The sequence below is a fragment of the Streptomyces sp. NBC_01549 genome (assembly GCF_026339955.1).
Classification (GTDB): domain Bacteria; phylum Actinomycetota; class Actinomycetes; order Streptomycetales; family Streptomycetaceae; genus Streptomyces.
The window spans coordinates 4,410,191-4,427,495 of the sequence record NZ_JAPEPW010000001.1 but is presented as its reverse complement, the minus strand read 5'-3'; the positions used below and the strand labels follow the sequence as shown (position 1 = coordinate 4,427,495).

The following is a 17,305-nucleotide window of genomic DNA, read 5'->3' as shown; positions in this document are numbered from 1 at the left end:
CCACTGATCACCCCCGCCGATCATCCCCACCGATCACCCCCACTGATCCCCAGCGGGCCCGCCCAGGCGGCGAAAGCCTCGTGGAAACCCGGGAACGTCTTCCGTACGCAGCCGGGGTCGTCGAACGAGACGCCCGGCGCGCGGAGTCCGGTCACCGCGAAGGACATGACGATGCGGTGGTCGCCGTACGACTTGATCTCCGCGCCCGTGAGGGGATCCGCACCGGGGTGGATCTCGATCCAGTCCGGCCCGGTCTCCACCCGTACGCCCAGCCGCCGGAGGTTCTCCGCGCAGGCGTCCAGGCGGTCGCACTCCTTGACGCGCGTGTTGGCGACGTCCTCGATACGGACCGGGCCCGTGGCGAAGGGCGCGATCGCGGCGAGCGTCGGCATGGTGTCGGAGATGTCCCGCATGTTGACCGTGAGGCCGCGCAGTTCGCCGGTGCCGGTGACCGTCGTACCGTCGGAGCCGACCTCCACGCGCGCCCCCATGCGCCGCAGTACGTCGACGAAGCCCAGGTCGCCCTGGAGCGCGCCGGTCCCCAGGCCCGGGACCGTCACCGCGCGGCCCGTCACGGCCGCCGCGGCGAAGAAGTAGCTCGCGGTGGAGGCGTCGGGCTCGATGGCGTAGGTGGTGGCGCGGTAGCCGCCGGGCGAGACCACGAACACCTCACCCTCCCGGCGCACGGACGCGCCGAACGTCCGCATCATCGCGAGCGTGATCTCGACGTACGGCGCCGAGACCAGGTCCGTGACGGTGATGCGCAGGCCCTTGCGGGTCAGCGGGCCGAGCAGCAGAAGGGCCGTCAGGTACTGGGAGGACTGGCCCGCGTCGAGCGTCACGTCACCGCCCTCCACTCCGGCCGCCGTGATCCGCAGCGGGTGATGGCCCTCCGCCTCGTCGTGCCGCAGGTCGACGCCGAGGGCGCGCAGGGCGCGGGTGAGCGGGAGCAGTGGGCGGCGGCGCATCTGCGCGGAGGCGTCGAAGCGGTAGGTGCCGTGTCCGGCGGCGGCGAGGGTCGGCAGGAAGCGGGCGGTGGTCGCGCCGTCCCGGCAGTACACGTCGGCGTCGGTGGCCGCCGGCCCCTGGGGGCGGCCGTCGACCTGCCAGGCGTGCGGGGTGCGGCCGACGCGGTAGCCGAGCCGGGTCAGGCCCTCCGCGAAGCCCTCCGTGTCGTCCGACCGGAGCGGCCGCAGGAGGGTCGTGACCCCGTCGGCGGCCGCGGCCAGGAAGAGCGCACGCGCGGTGATGGACTTGGAACCGGGGATGTCGACGACGGCCATGCCCTCATGCTGGCTCCCCGACCCGGTCATACGCCGGAGCGTCCGCCAAATGGACCCTCCCGCGCGAGCCGCCGTCTTTCCGGCGCGAGCCGCCGTCCCTCCCGCGCCAGCCGCCCTCGAACCGTCCCACCCATTCGCCCCACCCGCACCAATTCCCCGAACCGGCGGAAACCGGGGAACCCCGACCCGTGCCGGTTCGTCCAATCCGCATGCTGCCGGATGAGTCTCCGCAGAGCGGTGTCGGCCTCGCTGCTGGCTGCGAAAGCTGACCACCCTCTCCGCCGCCTGCGGTCGGCAGCACGCCGTCACCGGCGCGCCCCCCTCCAACTGCGCCGGTGACGGCCCCTCCTCGGGATACCGTGCACACCCTTGACTGGAAGAAACTTCCCGGATATTCGTGACCCCTCGGAAGTTTCCTTCACGAGGGAGGAGCGCACGTGCGGCCATCGAGGTCTTCCAGGCCAACCAGACGTACCGTTCTCGCCGCCACCGCCGGGACCACCGCGGCCCTGGCCCTGAGCACCACCCCCGTCCGTGCGGCCGAGGACGCCGCGGACCGCCCTGACGAATCGTCACTCCGAGCGCTCGTCTCCCGTATGACGCTGGAGGAGAAGGTCGGCCAGCTCTTCGTGATGCGGGTGTACGGGCACTCGGCCACCGCACCCGACCAGGCCGACATCGACACCAACCTCGAGGAGCTGGGCGTCCGGACGGCCGCCGAGCTGATCGCCAAATACCGTGTCGGCGGGATCATCTACTTCACCTGGGCGCACAACACCCGCGGCCCGCACCAGATCGCCGCCCTCTCGAACGGCATCCAGAAGGTGTCGCTGGACCAGCCGCGCGGGCTGCCCGTCCTCATCTCCACCGACCAGGAGTACGGAGCGGTGGCCCGGGTGGGCAAGCCCGCGACACTGTTCCCGGGCGCGATGGCGCTGGGCGCGGGCGGCTCGCGGGAGGACGCCCGTGCGGTGGGGCGGATCGGCGGCGCCGAACTGCGCGCCCTCGGCATCCGGCAGGACTACTCCCCGGTCGCCGACGTGAACGTCAACCCGGCCAACCCGGTCATCGGCGTACGTTCCTTCGGCGCCGATCCGGACGCGGTGGCCGGGCTGGTGGCGGCCGAGGTGAAGGGCTACCAGAGCGCCGGGGTCGCGGCCACGTCGAAGCACTTCCCGGGGCACGGGGACACCGCCGTCGACAGCCACTACGGCTTCCCCGTCATCACGCACAGCCGCGAGCTGTGGTCGACCCTCGACGCCGTGCCCTTCCGCGCCGCCATCCGCGCCGGCGTCGACTCGATCATGACCGCCCACATCATGGTCCCGGCCCTCGACCCGTCCGGGGACCCCGCGACGCTCTCCCACCCGATCCTCACCGGCATCCTGCGCGAGGAACTCGGCTACGACGGGCTCGTGGTGACCGACTCGCTCGGCATGGAGGGCGTCCGGACGAAGTACGGCGACGACCGCGTCCCCGTACTGGCGCTCAAGGCCGGTGTCGACCAGCTCCTCAACCCGCCGTCCATCGACGTGGCCTGGAACGCGGTCCTGAACGCCGTGCACGGCGGCGAGCTCACCGAGGCCCGGCTCGACGAGTCCGTCCTGCGCGTCCTGCGCCTCAAGGCCAAGCTGGGCCTGCTGGAGAATCCGTACGTCACCGACGCCGGCGTCGACCACACGGTCGGCACCGCGACACACCGCAGGACGGCCGACCGGATCGCCGAGCGCACGACGACACTGCTGGTCAACGAGGAGCGTCTGCTCCCGCTCTCGCGCCGGCGCACCCCGCGCGTCCTCGTCGTGGGCGCCGATCCCGCCTCGCCGTCCGGTACCGACGGACCGCCCACGACCGTCCTCGCCACCGCTCTCACCGAGCTGGGATTCACGACGACGGCGCTGTCCACCGGAACGGCGCCCTCCGCGGAGGGCATCGACCAGGCGGTGGCGGCGGCCGAAGGCGTGGACGCGGTCGTCGTCGGCACGTACAACGTGACGGCGACCGGGTCCCAGAAGACCCTCGTCGAGCGGCTCGTCGCCACCGGCGTCCCGTTGGTCGCGATCGCGATCCGCAACCCGTACGACGTGGCTCAACTCCCTGACGTGCGGGCTTACCTGGCGACCTACTCCTGGACGGATGTCGAACTGCGCGCCGCCGCCCGAGTGATCGGGGGCGCCGCGAGGCCCCGCGGGAAGCTGCCGGTGGCCGTGGACCGGGCGGACGATCCCGCCAAAGTGCTGTATCCGATCGGATACGGATTGACGTACCAGGTCCGGTAGGGACTGACGTACCGGCTCGCGTGGGGATTGGCGTACCGGCCCTACGCCGCACACCCCGCGCACCACCCCCAAAGGACGCAAAGCGCCCCGGATGTCTGGCGTGTGCCCGTTGCGACGGGTCACGCTGGGCGGGGGTATCGGGGGGGAAGCCATGCGAGCCAACTCGTCGGGTCGGCGTTCCGTTGGGGTGGTGTGCGCTCTGCTGCTGGCCGTCGCCGCGCTCGCGGGCTGCGACCGCTGGTCGGGCTCGGGGAGCGCCGAACCCAGCGCGGGGACGACATCGACGCGGCCCTCCGGCTACGGGGCGGTGTTCCTCGCGGTCGACGAGTGCAGCTCCTTCGGGACGACCAGCTTCACCGAGGTGCCCTGCGGCAGCGAACGGGCCGCCGCGCGGGTGATCGCCCGCTACGACGGCAAGGTGGCCGACGGGCCGCTGTGCCCCGCGACCACGGACTTCGTGCTGCACATCAGCGAGACCCGGCCCGCCTCGGACGAGAACGGCGACGGGGTCGTCCCCCAGGGCTACGCCTGCATGCGCAAGCTGGAGGCCCCGCACCCCGGCGATCCGGGCGGAGGCGGCGGGCCCCGCACCATCGTCGGCGACTGCGTCTACAGCTCGGGCGACGGTCAGGTGCGGGAGACCGCGTGCGACGGCAAGGGCGAGAAGCCCCCGGAGTACAAGGTGACATCGGCGGTCGTCGACCGCGCCAAGTGCCCGTCGTCCACGGACCTCTATGTCCAACTGGGCGGCGACAAACCCGTGGGCTGCGCCCGCCCGGTGTAGCCGAGGGGCGGACGCAGCCGTTGAATCGGGTCGCGGCCGGTGAACCGGGTTACGGTCGCAGCGTGGGCTCGCGCTCGATGTCGCGCTGGTCCAGCTTCGCGTCGAACTTCGCGAGCGGCTTGGCCGCCGACGGGTTCTCCTGGACCGTCGCCGAGGCGACACCGGCCCACTCCAGGATGCGGGCCGTCGCGAGGGCCTTCTCGTCGGGGACGAGACCGGCGACGTTGGCACCGTGGTTCAGGCCGGGAGCGGTGAAGACGTACGAGTCACGCGCGCCCTTGCCGAGCCGGAAGCGCTCCGCACCCCAGGGGTCGTTCTGGCCGTAGACGAAGAGCATGTGGTCGGCGTGGTGGCGGACCCAGGAGTCCACGTCCGCCATGGCCCACGGCTGGAACCTCATCGGGATCGAGCGCGGCACGAAGTTCCGCGGCGGCTGGTAGCCGTAGCGGATGTACTTCTTCTCGATGTACGGGAAGTGGATCGTGGGCGCGCCGAGCTGCGTGCCCGCCTGGTAGTAGTACGGCGTGTACGTCTCCAGGCCCTGGTCGGCGTAGGCCGAGAAGCCGGAGATGGTGTCGACGGAGTTCCAGATCGCGTCATCGGTGGCGTGGGCGGCGTCGGCCGGGATCGAGTCGCAGTCCGAGAGCAGGCTGTACTGCCAGAAGCCCCACACGTAGTCGAGCACGACCGCCTCGTACGCCTTGTCGAGGCTCCCGATGGTGGTGAAGGTGAGGCCGTTCTCGGCGGCGTACGCCTCGTACTTCTTCTCCAGCGGTGCGCGCCGCACCAGCGCCTCGCGCTGCACGGCGTCCAGCTTGTCGCGGCACTCCTTGGTGCCGACGTTCTCGAAGAAGCGGTCGTACGCCGAGTCCTCGTTGTTCACCACGTCGTTGGGGGCGACGTAGGCGACGACGCCGTCCATGTCGCGCGGGTAGAAGCGCTCGTAGTACGTGGCGGTCATGCCGCCCTTCGAGCCGCCCGTGGAGAGCCACTTCTGACGGTAGATCGGCTTGAGGGCCTCGAAGATGCGGTGCTGGTCGCTCGCCGCCTGCCAGATGTCGAGCTTCGACCAGTCGGCCGGGGCGGGCCGCGACGGGGTGAAGAAGCGGTACTCCATCGAGACCTGGTTGCCGTCCACGATCTGGGTGGGCTCACGGCGGCCGGGGTTCGTGGAGACGTTGTAGCCGCCGGTGTAGAAGACCGTCGGGCGGGAGACGTCCTTGTGCAGCACGGTGATCCGCTGCTGGAACGTGCCCTTGGACGGGTGCCGGTGGTCGATCGGCTGGGTGTAGTTGAGAACGAAGAAGCGGTAGCCGGTGTACGGCTTCTCCTCGACCAGGCTCATGCCCGGTATCGCGAGCAGCCGGTCCTTGATGTCGGTGTCCGTGCTCGTGGTGCCTGGTGCGGCCTCCGGCTGGGCGGCGGTGGCCGCCCCTGCCGTGCTCAACGTGCCTATGAGCACCGTGAGCGCCAGCAGCCATCTGAGCGCCTTGCGCATGCACACTCCCCTGTGAAACGGATGTGCGCTGGAAGCTATCGGAGCAACTCACAGGCGCACCAGGGGAGATGGGGAAAACCCTACGGGAGGCGATGCCTCGGCCGGCTCAGCAGAGGATCCAGCCGGAGCTCACCGAACCCGAGCCGACCGAACCCTTGATGCGGACGCAGCGGTGGCCCGCGTGGACGGTCACGGGGCCCGCGTGGTGCGAGAAGCTGCCCTGGTCGACCACGGGCCGGTTGCCGCGCGCCTGCACGCTGACAGACATCGGCCGTCTGTGTGACTGCTGCTTCTTGGGGACGGTCACCGCGCAGACATAGCCGTCACGCTTGTAGACCTGGACGGATCCGGTCGAAAACGTGAGCGTACGAACCTTGCGGCCCGAACAGTACGAGCCCGCCGCCTGCGCACTGCCCGGACTCATCAGCGCCATCAGCCCGGCCGCGGTCAACACCGCAAGGCCCAGCGCCAGGCGCCGGCGTATCGCACCACCACGGTCCACTGTCGTCCCTCCCCCGGCCATTCAGCGTACTGGTGTACGGACGCAGGGCGTACGTCGGATGGTTCCGTTCACCCAAGCGAGGTTTTCTTCCCTCTTTGGGGCAACCGCACCCCTTTGTTCGGTGTCCAACTGGTCGGAAAACGAACGAAAGGTGCTCACCCATGTCCCGCACGTCACGTTCACGTACGGCCGTCGGCGCGCTCGTCGCAGCGGCACTCCTCGCCTCGGCGGGTGCCTCCGTGCCCGCGTTCGCCGGCTCCAGCGCTCCCCCACCCGCCCGCAGCGGCGCCAACGGTCCCGCCTACGACCGGGTGGCCGACTTCTACGGCGCCTACATAGACGCGGTCACCGACGAGACAAGCGGCCGCCTCGACTCCCACCTGCGCACCTTCTACCTGACCAAGGATCTCCGCACCCGCCTGGCGAAGTGGGAGAGCCGCGAGCACGCCGACGGGGTGCTGCGCGCGCAGAACGTGCCGAGCGCCTGGAAGGTGACGGCGGGAGACAGCGGCGCGGGCCACACCTGGTCGACGGTGCGCCTCACCTGGGGCTCCGTCCAGCACCCCACGTACACCTATCTGACCGTGCGGTCGGACCTGGCCACGAAGAAGATCTCCGACATCAAGGCGAAGAGCTGAGAGGTCCGGGGCACGCTCCGGCTCAGGCCGACGAAGGCACCGGCTCTTCCTCCTCCGGAGCCCCGACGAACGTCTTCCACAACTCCGCGTAGTGGCCGCCTTGCTGGAGGAGCTCGTCGTGGGTGCCGTCCTCGGCGACGCGGCCGTGGTCCATGACCACGACACGGTCGGCGCGGGCTGCCGTCGTCAGACGGTGGGCGACGACGAGGGTCGTACGGCGGCCGGCGAGGCGGTCGGTGGCCTGGTTGACCAGGGCCTCCGTCGCCAGGTCCAGCGCCGCCGTCGCCTCGTCGAGGAGCAGCACGTCCGGGTCGACGAGTTCGGCGCGGGCCAGCGCGATCAGCTGGCGCTGGCCTGCGGAGAGGTTGCGGCCGCGCTCGGCGACCTCGTGGAGGTAGCCGCCGTCGAGCGTGGCGATCATGTCGTGGGCGCCGACCGCGCGGGCCGCGGACTCCACCTCGGCGTCGGTCGCGTCGGGACGCCCGTAGGCGATGGCGTCACGGACGGTCCCCTGGAAGAGATACGCCTCCTGGGGGACGACGCCGAGCCGGTGGCGGTACGAGGTCAGGTCGAGCGAGCGCAGATCCGTGCCGTCGACGGTCACCTGCCCGCCCGTCGGGTCGTAGAACCGGGCGACCAGCTTCACCAGCGTCGACTTGCCCGCGCCGGTCTCGCCGACGAAGGCGACGGTCTGTCCGGCGGGGATGTTCAGCGAGACACCGCTGAGCGCCTCCTCGTCGTCGCCGTAGGCGAAGTCGACGTTCTCGAAGGCGATGTCGCCCCGCAGGGAGAGGACCTCCAGCGGTTCGTCGGCGGCCTTCGTCGAGGTCGGCTCCTGGAGCAGTTCCTGGATGCGGCCCAGCGAGACCGTGGCCTGCTGGTAGCCGTCGAAGACCTGCGAGAGCTGCTGCACGGGGGCGAAGAACAGGTCGATGTAGAGGAGGTAGGCGACCAGCGCGCCCGTGGTGAGGGTGCCGGCGTCCACCCGGTGCGCGCCCACGATCAGCACCGCGGCCGACGCGACCGACGACAGCAGTTGCACGAACGGGAAGTAGACCGATATCAGCCACTGGCCGCGGATACGCGCCTTGCGGTAGCTGTCGCTGCCCTCCGCGAACCGCCGCCCGCTCGAGCGCTCGCGCCGGAACGCCTGCAGGATCAGCAGTCCGGAGACCGACTCCTGGAGGTCGGCGTTGACCGCCGACACCCGCTCGCGGGCGAGTTCGTACGCCTTCACGCTCGCCCGGCGGAAGAAGAACGTGCCGATGACCAGCGGCGGAAGGGTCACGAAGACGACCAGCGCGAGCTGTACGTCGATCACCAGCAGCGCGCCCATGATGCCGAAGAAGGTGACGACCGAGACGCAGGCGGTGACCAGGCCCGTCTGGAGGAACGTCGACAGCGCGTCGACGTCGGTCGTCATCCGGGTCATGATCCGGCCGGTCAGCTCCCGCTCGTAGTAGTCGAGCCCGAGGCGCTGGAGCTGCGCGAAGATCTTCAGACGCAGGGAGTAGAGGACCCGCTCGCCGGTCCGGCCCGTCATCCGGGTCTCGCCGATCTGCGCGGCCCACTGGACGAGCACGGTGACCAGGGCCAGCGCGGCGGCGGCCCACACCGCGCCGATCGCCATCCGGGTGACGCCCTGGTCGATGCCGTGCCGGATCAGCACCGGCAGCAGCAGGCTCATGCCCGCGTCCACGGCCACGAGACCCAGACTGACCAGCAGCGGAAGCCCGAAGCCGCGCAGCAGCCTGCGCAGCCCGTACGACTCCTCGGGCCTGACCGCACTCGCCTCGTCGATGCCGGGGATGTCGGTGGCCGGGGGCAGCGCCTCGACCAGGGTGAGGAGCTCGGGGGTGGCGGGCATGCCGGACAGCGCGTCGTCCTTGGGCTCCCGGTCGCCCGTCCACAGGCGGGGAGTGACCCCGCGCTCGGCGTCGAACTCGGCGTCCAGCTCGTCCCGTACCGAGGTGTCCTCCTGGGGCACTGCGGGCTGGGCGTGACCGGGCGAGACGCCGCCCAGCTCGTCCGGGTCGGTCAGCAGCCGGCGGTACAGCGGGGAGCGCTGCTGGAGTTCCTCGTGCGTGCCGATGTCGGCGAGGCGGCCGTCGGCGAGAACGGCGATGCGGTCGGCGAGGTTCAGGGTGGAGCGGCGGTGGGCGATGAGGAGGGTGGTGCGGCCCTCCATGACCCCCTTGAGGGCCTCGTGGATCTCGTGCTCGACCCGGGCGTCCACGGCGGAGGTGGCGTCGTCGAGGACCAGCAGGCGCGGGTCGGTGAGGATGGCGCGGGCGAGGGCGACGCGCTGGCGCTGGCCGCCGGAGAGCGTGAGGCCGTGCTCGCCGACCTTGGTGTCGTAGCCCCCGGGCAGCTCGGCGATGAAACGGTCCGCCTGCGCGGCGCGGGCCGCGGTCTCGATCTCCTCCTGGGTCGCCTCCGGACGGCCGTAGGCGATGTTGGCGCGCACGGTGTCGGAGAAGAGGAAGGAGTCCTCGGGGACCAGTCCGATCGCGGCACGCAGCGACTCCTGCGTCAGCTCGCGGACGTCGTGCCCGCCGATGAGGACGGCGCCGTGCGTCACGTCGTAGAAGCGGGGCATCAGCAGCGAGACCGTCGACTTGCCGGAGCCGGACGAGCCGACCACGGCGAGGGTCTCGCCCGGGCGGATCTCGAAGCTCAGCCCGTCGAGCACCGGCCGCGCGTCCTCGTACGAGAAGGACACGTCGTCGAACTCGACGGTCGCGGGCGCGTCGGCCGGGAGGACCTTGGTGCCGTCCTTGATCGACGGCTCGGTGTCGATGAGCTCGAGGACGCGCTCGGCGCCCGCACGGGCCTGCTGTCCGACGGTGAGGACCACGGCGAGCATCCGCACCGGTCCCACGAGCTGGGAGAGGTACGAGGAGAACGCGACGAACGTGCCGAGCGTGATCTGTCCCCGTACGGCGAGCCAGCCGCCCAGCGCGAGCATCGCGACCTGACCGAGGGCGGGCACGGCCTGGAGGGCCGGGGTGTACTTGGCGTTGAGCCGGATGGTCCGCAGCCGCCCGGCGAAGAGCCGCCGCCCGACGTCCCGGAGCTTCCCGGTCTCCTGCTCCTCCTGCCCGAAGCCCTTCACCACGCGTACGCCGCTGACGGCGCCGTCGACCACACCCGCCACGGCGGCGGCCTGCGCCTGCGCGTACCAGGTGGCGGGGTGCAGCTTGGAGCGGCTGCGCTTGGCGACGACCCAGAGGGCGGGGGCGACGGCGAGCGCGACCAGCGTGAGGGGCAAGGACAGCGAGGCCATGATCCCGAGAGAGATCAGGAAGAGCAGCACGTTCCCGATGGTCATCGGGAGCATGAAGAGCAGGCCCTGGATCAGCTGGAGGTCGCTGGTGGCACGGCCGACGACCTGGCCGGTCGACAGCTCGTCCTGGCGTCGTCCGTCGAGCCGGGTGATCGTCTCGTACATCTCGGTCCGCAGGTCGTGCTGGACGTCGAGGGCGAGGCGGCCGCCGTAGTAGCGGCGGATGTAGGCGAGGACGTAGACGAGGACGGCGGCGGCTATGAGAGCGCCCGCCCAGGGCGCCATGGCCTTGCTGTGGTTCCCGACGACGTCGTCGATGATCACCTTGGTGATCAGCGGGACGATCGCCATGACGGCCATGCCGGCGAGGGAGGAGCCGAGCGCGAGCAGGACGTCCTTCGGGTAGCGCCACGCGTACCCGGCCAGTCGCCGCGCCCAGCCGGGCTTTCCTTGCCCGGCCTCGCTCTGTTCCACTGCCACACCGGTGCCTTCCGTAGATCTCACTCCACCGCAAAGCACCAACGCCGAACGAAGCGGATTTCATCCCTCCGCAACAATCAGCACTTCACCGTGCGTGGCAGGCGGGCACTCAGGGAGTACAGGCGGGTGGTCTGGACGGCGTTCTGGTTGTCGTCGCTGACCAGCAGGAGCGTGAGACGGCCGTCCGGGGTGCGGCCGGTGATCGTCAGCCCCTCTATGTTGTCGAGGAGCGGGTTGGGCTGGGGCTGCTTGGCCTGGGCGCCCAGTGAAGGACGGTTCACGAGGTCGGCGAGGAGCGTCTTGCGGGCGAGCCGCACGCCGTCCTGGCCGGTCAGGGTGTCGATGCGGCGGGGGTCCGTGGCGTGGCGGAGGTCGGCGAGGTAGAGACGGACGGTGCTGCCCACGCCGACGGGGAAGCCGCGCTCCAGGACGAGGAGGCGGCCGTCGGAGGTTGGCAACTGCTCATCTAGGAGCGTGCGTGAGGCCGTTTTAGCTCGATCGTGTGATGGTCGGCTTCCGGGCTTGCGACGCCTTGGGCCATCCGGGTTAGCGTGGCTGTGCGATCTGGGAGGCCGGTGCGGTGCCGGCGTTCGGGGCCCCTGCTCCACCGGAGTGATGGTTCAGGGCCTCCCCGTCGCCCTCTGGCCGTATCCACATGACCAGCCCGCGCAGGGAACTGGCCTCCCGGGCCCGGACCACGCACAGGATGCGTGTCGCCGCCCCGGGGTCGAGTACGCCGGGGACCTGGAGGTACCTCCCACCCCCTTAAGGCAGTGGGTGAGCGCCCAAGACCGTTCGGGGCGTGCGGCTGTCGGGCTCACTCCCGCTCAGTCCAAAGGAACGGTGGCCTGGGCCTCGGAGACGCCGAGGCCGGTGTCGGTACGGTAGCCGTACTGCGCGGAGTGCCGACGAAGGTGCCGTCGTACGTGGTCTTGTCGAGGGCGTCGGAGTAGCTCGTGATCGAGACCGCGGGCGAGCAGACACGGGTGTCGGCGACGGCGGGCCCGGCGGCGGTCAGGGACGTGGCCGCCGCCAGGCCGGCGGTGACGGTGGCGAGTACGGATCTCAGGCGCATGCCGGTCACCGTAGGGCGACTCGGTGACGCGCGGGAGGCCGCCTCGTGAAGCGTCAGCCCACGGACGGAACCGCCGGGATCGCTTCCTGGGGGTTGCTCGTGGGCACGTACCGCTGCACGCTCGCGCCGGTCGTGGAGCTGGTCGCGGAGCTCGTCGTGGAGGGCGCCGGCACCAAGTCCTTGTGAATGGCCTTGGCGACGGCCTGGATGGTGTTGACGCCGTACTGCATGGTGCTGTTGTCCTGCGTGAGCACGGTGATCATGTAGTCGTGGCCCGCGCCGTTGAAGGTGCCGACGCTGTGCACCCGCCAGCCGTGCGTGGCGCGCGACAGCCAGCCGTTCTTGACGTGCACGGCGACCGAGGAGGGCGCTCCGGCCGGGGTGCCCCAGCGCTGCGAGGAGATGACCTTGCCCATCAGCTTCAGCTCGTAGGCGCGGGCGTTGTCGCTCAGCACGGAGTTCTTGGCGGTGAGGAGCGCGAGCAGCTTCTGCTCGTCCCGCACCGTGATCTGGGTGAGTCCCCAGTAGTTGTTGGCGCCCGGCTTGGTCTGCGTCATCCCCGCGGCGGCGAGGAAACCCTTCACCTTGGTCACACCGAGCTGCTTCCACAGCGTGCTGGTGGCGTTGTTGTCCGACTTGGTGATCATTGCCGTGGCGAGAGTCTGCTCGCGGCTGGTCAGATACCGGTTGTGCTTCTTGGCGTCCCACAGCAGCGTGGCCAGCACGGTGGCCTTGACGACGCTGGCGGAGTCGTACGCCGTGCTGCTCCGCAGGGTGCAGGTGGTCTTCGTCGTACGGTCGTAGAGACCGACGGCGACGGTACCGGCGCGGCCCTTGAGCGCCGTGGTGATGTCCTTCTGCAGCTTGGTGGCCAGGCCCGCCTTGTTCGACGTACAGCTGACCTGTGGCGCCGTGGCGGCGGTGGCCGGTGCGGCGGCCGCCGCGAACGGCACGATCACCCCGGCGCCGAGGCTCGCCGCGAGCACACGGGCCCGCCGGGATATCCGGTGAGTCATGGAGGTTCCCCATCCCCTTTGAACCAGTACGAGCGCGCCCGTGGCGCACTCGCCTCTCATGACTCGCGTGAGTGGCCGAAAGTTGTACGCGCGTTCTACGGATGAGGATTCGGCCGGGCACCCCGGCTGTCCGCGTCGGCCGGCAGGTCGGCCGCGTGGTCGAGGAGTTCGCCCGCCATGCCGAGTTGCACGCTCGCGATGGTGCCGGCGACGCGGGAGAGGTGGCCGGTCCATGGCGGGGCGGCTGCTCGGACAACAGGCGGTGATGATCCGCGAGTTCGCCCTGCCGTTCGTCCCGGGCATCCTCCAGACGAAAAGGCATTGCCCCCCGCGTCAGCACTACCTCCGCCCGCAACCGTGCACAATCCCGCCCCTATCGCTCACGCGTCGCTCATTTGAGTGGACCAGTGACAATCACCCCCCGGCTGCTCACACCTTTTTGCACAGTTGGTGTCATGAGCCCTGGATTCGCGTACGAGCGCAACCCTTACGGCACGGCCCAGGTGGTCGCCACAGTGCGCGAACTCATGCGCGCCGACGGCCTGGACGTGCCCCTCACCGCCATAGCGCGCAGTTGCGGCACGTCACGCAACTTCCTTTACGCCAACTGGAAGTCCGCCTCCGCGCTGCACCTGCTCGCGCTGAAGGCCGAACTCTCCGTCGCCTTCGACGCGGCGCACCGCACCCGCCCCAGCGATGGAACGGTTCCAGGGATCACCGACCATCTGGCACACGTCGTTCGCAACATCCGCCGCCATCCGACCACAGCCGCCGTCGCCCGCTCCTCACCCACGGCCTTCATCGCGGCCCACACAGCGGCCGAGGGCCCTTTGGTACGGCTCGCGCTGGAACGGGTCAGCGATCTGCTGCACCCGCTCGTCCCGAACGGCGGAATCTGGGGCGACCCCGCACTGAACTCCATGACCTGGAAGATCCTCTGGATCGCCCGCCCTGCCGCCCTCTGTCCCGAAGCCGTGGGCGACCAGCGCCGGGAAGACGTCCTGGACGGCGCCTTCGCCGCTCTGATGAGAGACCTGCTCGCCCCCTGGTTCTCCCAGCCGGACCGCGGTTAGGGCACGACGTTCTCTTACCGGGATCTCATCCATCCACAGCTCACCCCCAGACAGAGCACAGCCCGTACCCATCGGCGGTGTGCACGGTGCACTGGTGACATCTGCCACCGACCCACTGCCCCCGGCCCCCGGCCCCTCCGCGGCCCCCGGCGTACCGGCCGCCGAGCCGACCCAGGAGCCGTCGCCCACCCCCGCCGCCCCCCGCTGGTCACTCCCCGCCCTGATCGCGATCATGGTGCTGGCCGCGGTGCTGTACTCCTGGAACCTGTCCTCCTCCAGCCTGAACAGCTTCTACAGCGCCGCCGTGCTCAGTGGCACGCACAGCTGGAAGGCGTGGTTCTTCGGCTCGCTGGACGCGGGCAACTTCATCACGGTCGACAAACCGCCGTTCGCCCTCATGATCATGAGCCTGTTCTGCCGGATCTTCGGTTTCGGCACCTGGCAGATGATGGGGCCCATGATCGCGGCAGCGCTCGGCACGATCTGGATCATGCACTCCTCGGTGAAGCGGGTCTTCGGACACGCGGCAGCAACCGTGGCCGCCCTCGTCCTCGCCCTGACCCCGATCACCGTCGCCATCAACCGGGACAACAACCCCGACACCACCCTCGTCCTGCTGATGGTCGCGGCCGCCGCCCTGGGTCTGCGGGCGACCCGCGACGGCAGGCTGCTGCCGCTGCTCGGCTCGGCGGTGTGCTTCGGACTCGCCTTCAACACCAAGATGCTCCAGGGCTACATCGCCCTGCCCGCCGTCTTCGCGGTGTACCTGTACGCGTCGCGACTCGGCTGGCCGCAGAAGGTCCGCAACCTGCTGCTCGCCACCGTGGCCCTGGCCGTGTCCAGCTTCTGGTGGGCGGCGGCCGTCTCCCTCGTGCCCGCCGACGACCGCCCCTACATCGGCGGTTCGACGGACGGCAGCGCCTGGAACCTGATCATGGGCTACAACGGCCTGGGCCGCGTCCTCGGCGGCGAGGGCAACGGAGGAGGAGGCGGCGGCGGAGGAGGTGGCACCTTCGCCGGTACCGCGGGCCTGGGCCGGATGTTCAACGACATCCTCGGCGGCCAGATCTCCTGGCTGCTCCCCTTCGCGGGCATCGCGCTCGTCGGCGGACTGGTGCTGTGCGGCCGCGCACCGCGCACCGACCAGACGCGCGCCGCGCTGGTGCTGTGGGGCGGCTGGACCGTGCTGCACTTCCTGACCTTCAGCATGGCCGAGGGCACCATGCACCCCTACTACACGACCGCGCTCGCCCCCGGCATCGCGGTTCTCACCGGCGCGGGTGGCGTGCTGCTCCTGCGTGCCTTCCGCGGCGAAGACGCACGCTGGTCCTGGGTGCTGCCCGCCGCTCTCGCGGTCACCGGCATCTGGGCGGTCGTGCTGCTGCGCCGGGCCTCCGGCTGGAACAGCTGGCTGTGGCCGGCCATCGCGGTGGTCATGGTGCTGGCGATCGTGGGCCTGTTCGTGTTCCGCTCCGGCCATCGGGTACGGCTGCTGGCCGCGTCCGTGGCCGCGGCGTTCGTCGCGGCCCTGGCGGGTCCGGCGGCGTACGCGATCGCCGTACCCGCGGGTGCTGGTGGCGGCGCGGGCGGCGGCATGGGCGGCACCAACCCGACCGCCGGGCCCTCCACCGGCAACGGCGGCTTCGGCGGCGGCGGTCCGGGCGGTGGCCGGGGTGGCTTCGGCGGCGGCAACGCCCCCGGCGGCGAGGCGCCCGGCGGCACCCAGCAGGGCGGCCAGAACGCCGAGGCGGGCGGTCAGCAGGGCGGCTTCCCCGGCGGCAACGGCGAACTGCCTCAGGGCGGCGGCGCACCCGGGGATCAGGAAGGCGCCCCCACGGGCGGCCAGACCGGCACGCCTCCGAACGGCACCAGCGGCCGGTCCGGCGGCACGGGAGGCTTCCCCGGTGGCGGCGCGGGCGGCGGTGGCGGCATGGGCGGCACCACCAGCGGCGAGCTGGTCGCCTACCTGGAGAAGCACCAGGACGGCGCCAAGTGGCTGCTCGCGGTGTCCAACTCGCAGGGCGCCTCGCAGCTGATCGTGAGCACCGGCAAGCCCGTGATCTCCATGTTCGGCTTCACCGGCTCCGACAAGGCCATGACGCTCGCCAAGCTCAAGGAGCTGGTGAAGAAGGGCGAGCTGCACTACATCCAGCTCGGTGGCGGCATGGGGGGCGGTATGGGCGGCGACAACACGCTCAACTCCCAGATCACCGCCTGGGTGCAGAAGAACGCCACGGCGGTGAAGGAGAGCGCGTACAGCAAGAGCTCGTCATCGACGTCGTCGGGCTCCTCGGGCTCCTCGGGCTCCTCGTCGTCCACCACCCAGACGTCGACGCTCTACCGCCTGGACCCGTCCGACCTCAACTGATCCACTCCCCCGCACGCCCAGAAGGCCCCTGACCGAGTCACCCCCGGTCAAGGGCCTTCTGGCATGTCATATCGCGTACGCAGCAAGCGACTTGCCGACGTCCGATACACAACCGACATCTTCCGTTCATTCCCAGAAACGCATGTCCATGTCACGCTCCGATTGCCCGCCCATTCAACCCGCGTAGATCGGACGCCCCCACCATGCCCGCCACGCACATACGCCGCTGGAAGACGCTGGCGCTGACCACCTCAGCCGTCCTGGTAGGCCTCACCCTGCCGACGATGACCGCCACCCCCGCGAGCGCCACGACGACCGCGTACGACAGCACGTACTACAAGAACGCGGTCGGCAAGACCGGCAGCACCCTGAAGTCCTCGCTGCACACGATCATCAGCAGCCAGACCAAGATCTCGTACTCCGCGGTCTGGAACGCGCTCATGGTCACCGACCAGGACCCGAACAACAGCAACAACGTGATCCTGCTGTACAGCGGCACCTCGCGCGCCAAGTCCCTCAACGGCGGAGACGTCGGCGACTGGAACCGCGAGCACGTGTGGGCCAAGTCCCACGGCGACTTCGGCGAGGTGACCGGTCCCGGCACGGACCTGCACCACCTGCGTCCCGCGGACGTCCAGGTCAACAGCATCCGTGGCAACAAGGACTTCGACAACGGCGGCAGCACCGTCAGCGGCGGAGGCGGCAGCCTCACCGACTCCGACTCGTTCGAGCCCCGCGACGCGGACAAGGGCGACGTGGCCCGCATGATCCTCTACATGGCCGTGCGGTACGAGGGCGACGACGGCTTCGCCGACCTCGAGCCCAACGAGAAGGTGAACAACGGAAGCAACCCGTACATCGGGAAGCTCTCCGTGCTCAAGGAGTGGAGCGACGAGGACCCGCCGAGCGCCTTCGAGGAGAAGCGCAACCAGGTCATCTACGACACCTACCAGCACAACCGCAACCCGTTCATCGACCACCCGGAGTGGGTGGACGCGATCTGGTAGACGGCTGTGCCGGTCG

11 protein-coding genes and 2 pseudogenes are annotated in these 17,305 nt (G+C 70.4%); 6 read left to right on the top strand and 7 right to left on the bottom strand.

Translation table 11 applies throughout. The features are described from left to right. Window positions 1–20: 20 nt before the first annotated feature. Window positions 21–1,283, bottom strand: a complete 1,263-nt coding sequence (aroA, locus tag OG819_RS19720) for a 3-phosphoshikimate 1-carboxyvinyltransferase (protein ID WP_266650701.1) — start codon at window positions 1,281–1,283, stop codon at window positions 21–23. A gap of 437 nt (window positions 1,284–1,720) precedes the next feature. Here aroA and OG819_RS19715 point away from each other — a divergent pair, with 437 nt between their 5' ends. Both OG819_RS19715 and OG819_RS19710 read left to right on the top strand, forming a co-directional pair. Then, complete coding sequence (locus tag OG819_RS19715; protein WP_266650700.1) at window positions 1,721–3,562, top strand: glycoside hydrolase family 3 protein; 1,842 nt, start codon at window positions 1,721–1,723, stop codon at window positions 3,560–3,562. Between the two features lie 151 nt (window positions 3,563–3,713). Beyond that, window positions 3,714–4,346 carry a hypothetical protein gene (locus OG819_RS19710; RefSeq protein ID WP_266650698.1) on the top strand — a complete coding sequence of 211 codons (633 nt, stop codon included), beginning with the start codon at window positions 3,714–3,716 and terminating at the stop codon, window positions 4,344–4,346. A gap of 49 nt (window positions 4,347–4,395) precedes the next feature. Here OG819_RS19710 and OG819_RS19705 read toward each other — a convergent pair whose 3' ends face one another. Together OG819_RS19705 and OG819_RS19700 are read right to left on the bottom strand one after the other, a co-directional pair. Next, window positions 4,396–5,844: a S28 family serine protease gene (locus OG819_RS19705; RefSeq protein ID WP_266624853.1), complete on the bottom strand. Its 1,449-nt coding sequence runs from the start codon at window positions 5,842–5,844 to the stop codon at window positions 4,396–4,398. Between the two features lie 106 nt (window positions 5,845–5,950). Beyond that, complete coding sequence (locus OG819_RS19700; protein WP_266413776.1) at window positions 5,951–6,346, bottom strand: hypothetical protein; 396 nt, start codon at window positions 6,344–6,346, stop codon at window positions 5,951–5,953. Between the two features lie 161 nt (window positions 6,347–6,507). Here OG819_RS19700 and OG819_RS19695 point away from each other — a divergent pair, with 161 nt between their 5' ends. Continuing rightward, window positions 6,508–6,984: a hypothetical protein gene (locus tag OG819_RS19695; protein WP_266650696.1), complete on the top strand. Its 477-nt coding sequence runs from the start codon at window positions 6,508–6,510 to the stop codon at window positions 6,982–6,984. 22 nt (window positions 6,985–7,006) lie between these two features. On the opposite strand, the gene OG819_RS19690 is transcribed toward OG819_RS19695, so the two are convergent. The 4 genes and pseudogenes from OG819_RS19690 to OG819_RS19675 all read right to left on the bottom strand — a co-directional run bounded on the left by OG819_RS19690 (window position 7,007) and on the right by OG819_RS19675 (window position 12,841). Beyond that, the gene (locus tag OG819_RS19690) at window positions 7,007–10,750 is read right to left on the bottom strand and encodes an ABC transporter ATP-binding protein (protein ID WP_266650694.1); all 3,744 of its coding nucleotides are present in this window, start codon (window positions 10,748–10,750) and stop codon (window positions 7,007–7,009) included. Window positions 10,751–10,827: 77 nt separating this feature from the next. Next, window positions 10,828–11,349, bottom strand: a pseudogene (locus tag OG819_RS19685) (esterase-like activity of phytase family protein); the annotation flags it as partial. 305 nt (window positions 11,350–11,654) lie between these two features. Further along, a pseudogene (locus tag OG819_RS19680) lies at window positions 11,655–11,825 on the bottom strand (esterase-like activity of phytase family protein); the annotation flags it as partial. Window positions 11,826–11,878: 53 nt separating this feature from the next. Next, window positions 11,879–12,841, bottom strand: coding sequence for a serine hydrolase (locus OG819_RS19675; protein WP_266624856.1), 963 nt, complete (start codon window positions 12,839–12,841; stop codon window positions 11,879–11,881). 455 nt (window positions 12,842–13,296) lie between these two features. Between OG819_RS19675 and OG819_RS19670 the strand changes: the two genes are divergently transcribed. From OG819_RS19670 to OG819_RS19660, 3 genes are all read left to right on the top strand, one after another. After that, window positions 13,297–13,914: a hypothetical protein gene (locus tag OG819_RS19670; RefSeq protein WP_266650693.1), complete on the top strand. Its 618-nt coding sequence runs from the start codon at window positions 13,297–13,299 to the stop codon at window positions 13,912–13,914. A 94-nt stretch (window positions 13,915–14,008) separates the two neighbouring features. After that, the gene (locus OG819_RS19665; protein ID WP_266650692.1) at window positions 14,009–16,282 is read left to right on the top strand and encodes a glycosyltransferase family 39 protein; all 2,274 of its coding nucleotides are present in this window, start codon (window positions 14,009–14,011) and stop codon (window positions 16,280–16,282) included. A 203-nt stretch (window positions 16,283–16,485) separates the two neighbouring features. After that, window positions 16,486–17,289, top strand: coding sequence for an endonuclease I family protein (locus OG819_RS19660; RefSeq protein ID WP_266624859.1), 804 nt, complete (start codon window positions 16,486–16,488; stop codon window positions 17,287–17,289). Window positions 17,290–17,305 lie beyond the last annotated feature (16 nt).

Coding starts and splice junctions, on each gene's coding strand:
- aroA (WP_266650701.1), bottom strand. CDS start 1,283: ATGGCCGTCGTCGACATCCCCGGTTCCAAGTCCATCACCGCGCGTGCG.
- OG819_RS19710 (WP_266650698.1), top strand. CDS start 3,714: ATGCGAGCCAACTCGTCGGGTCGGCGTTCCGTTGGGGTGGTGTGCGCT.
- OG819_RS19705 (WP_266624853.1), bottom strand. CDS start 5,844: ATGCGCAAGGCGCTCAGATGGCTGCTGGCGCTCACGGTGCTCATAGGC.
- OG819_RS19695 (WP_266650696.1), top strand. CDS start 6,508: ATGTCCCGCACGTCACGTTCACGTACGGCCGTCGGCGCGCTCGTCGCA.
- OG819_RS19675 (WP_266624856.1), bottom strand. CDS start 12,841: ATGACTCACCGGATATCCCGGCGGGCCCGTGTGCTCGCGGCGAGCCTC.
- OG819_RS19670 (WP_266650693.1), top strand. CDS start 13,297: ATGAGCCCTGGATTCGCGTACGAGCGCAACCCTTACGGCACGGCCCAG.
- OG819_RS19660 (WP_266624859.1), top strand. CDS start 16,486: ATGCCCGCCACGCACATACGCCGCTGGAAGACGCTGGCGCTGACCACC.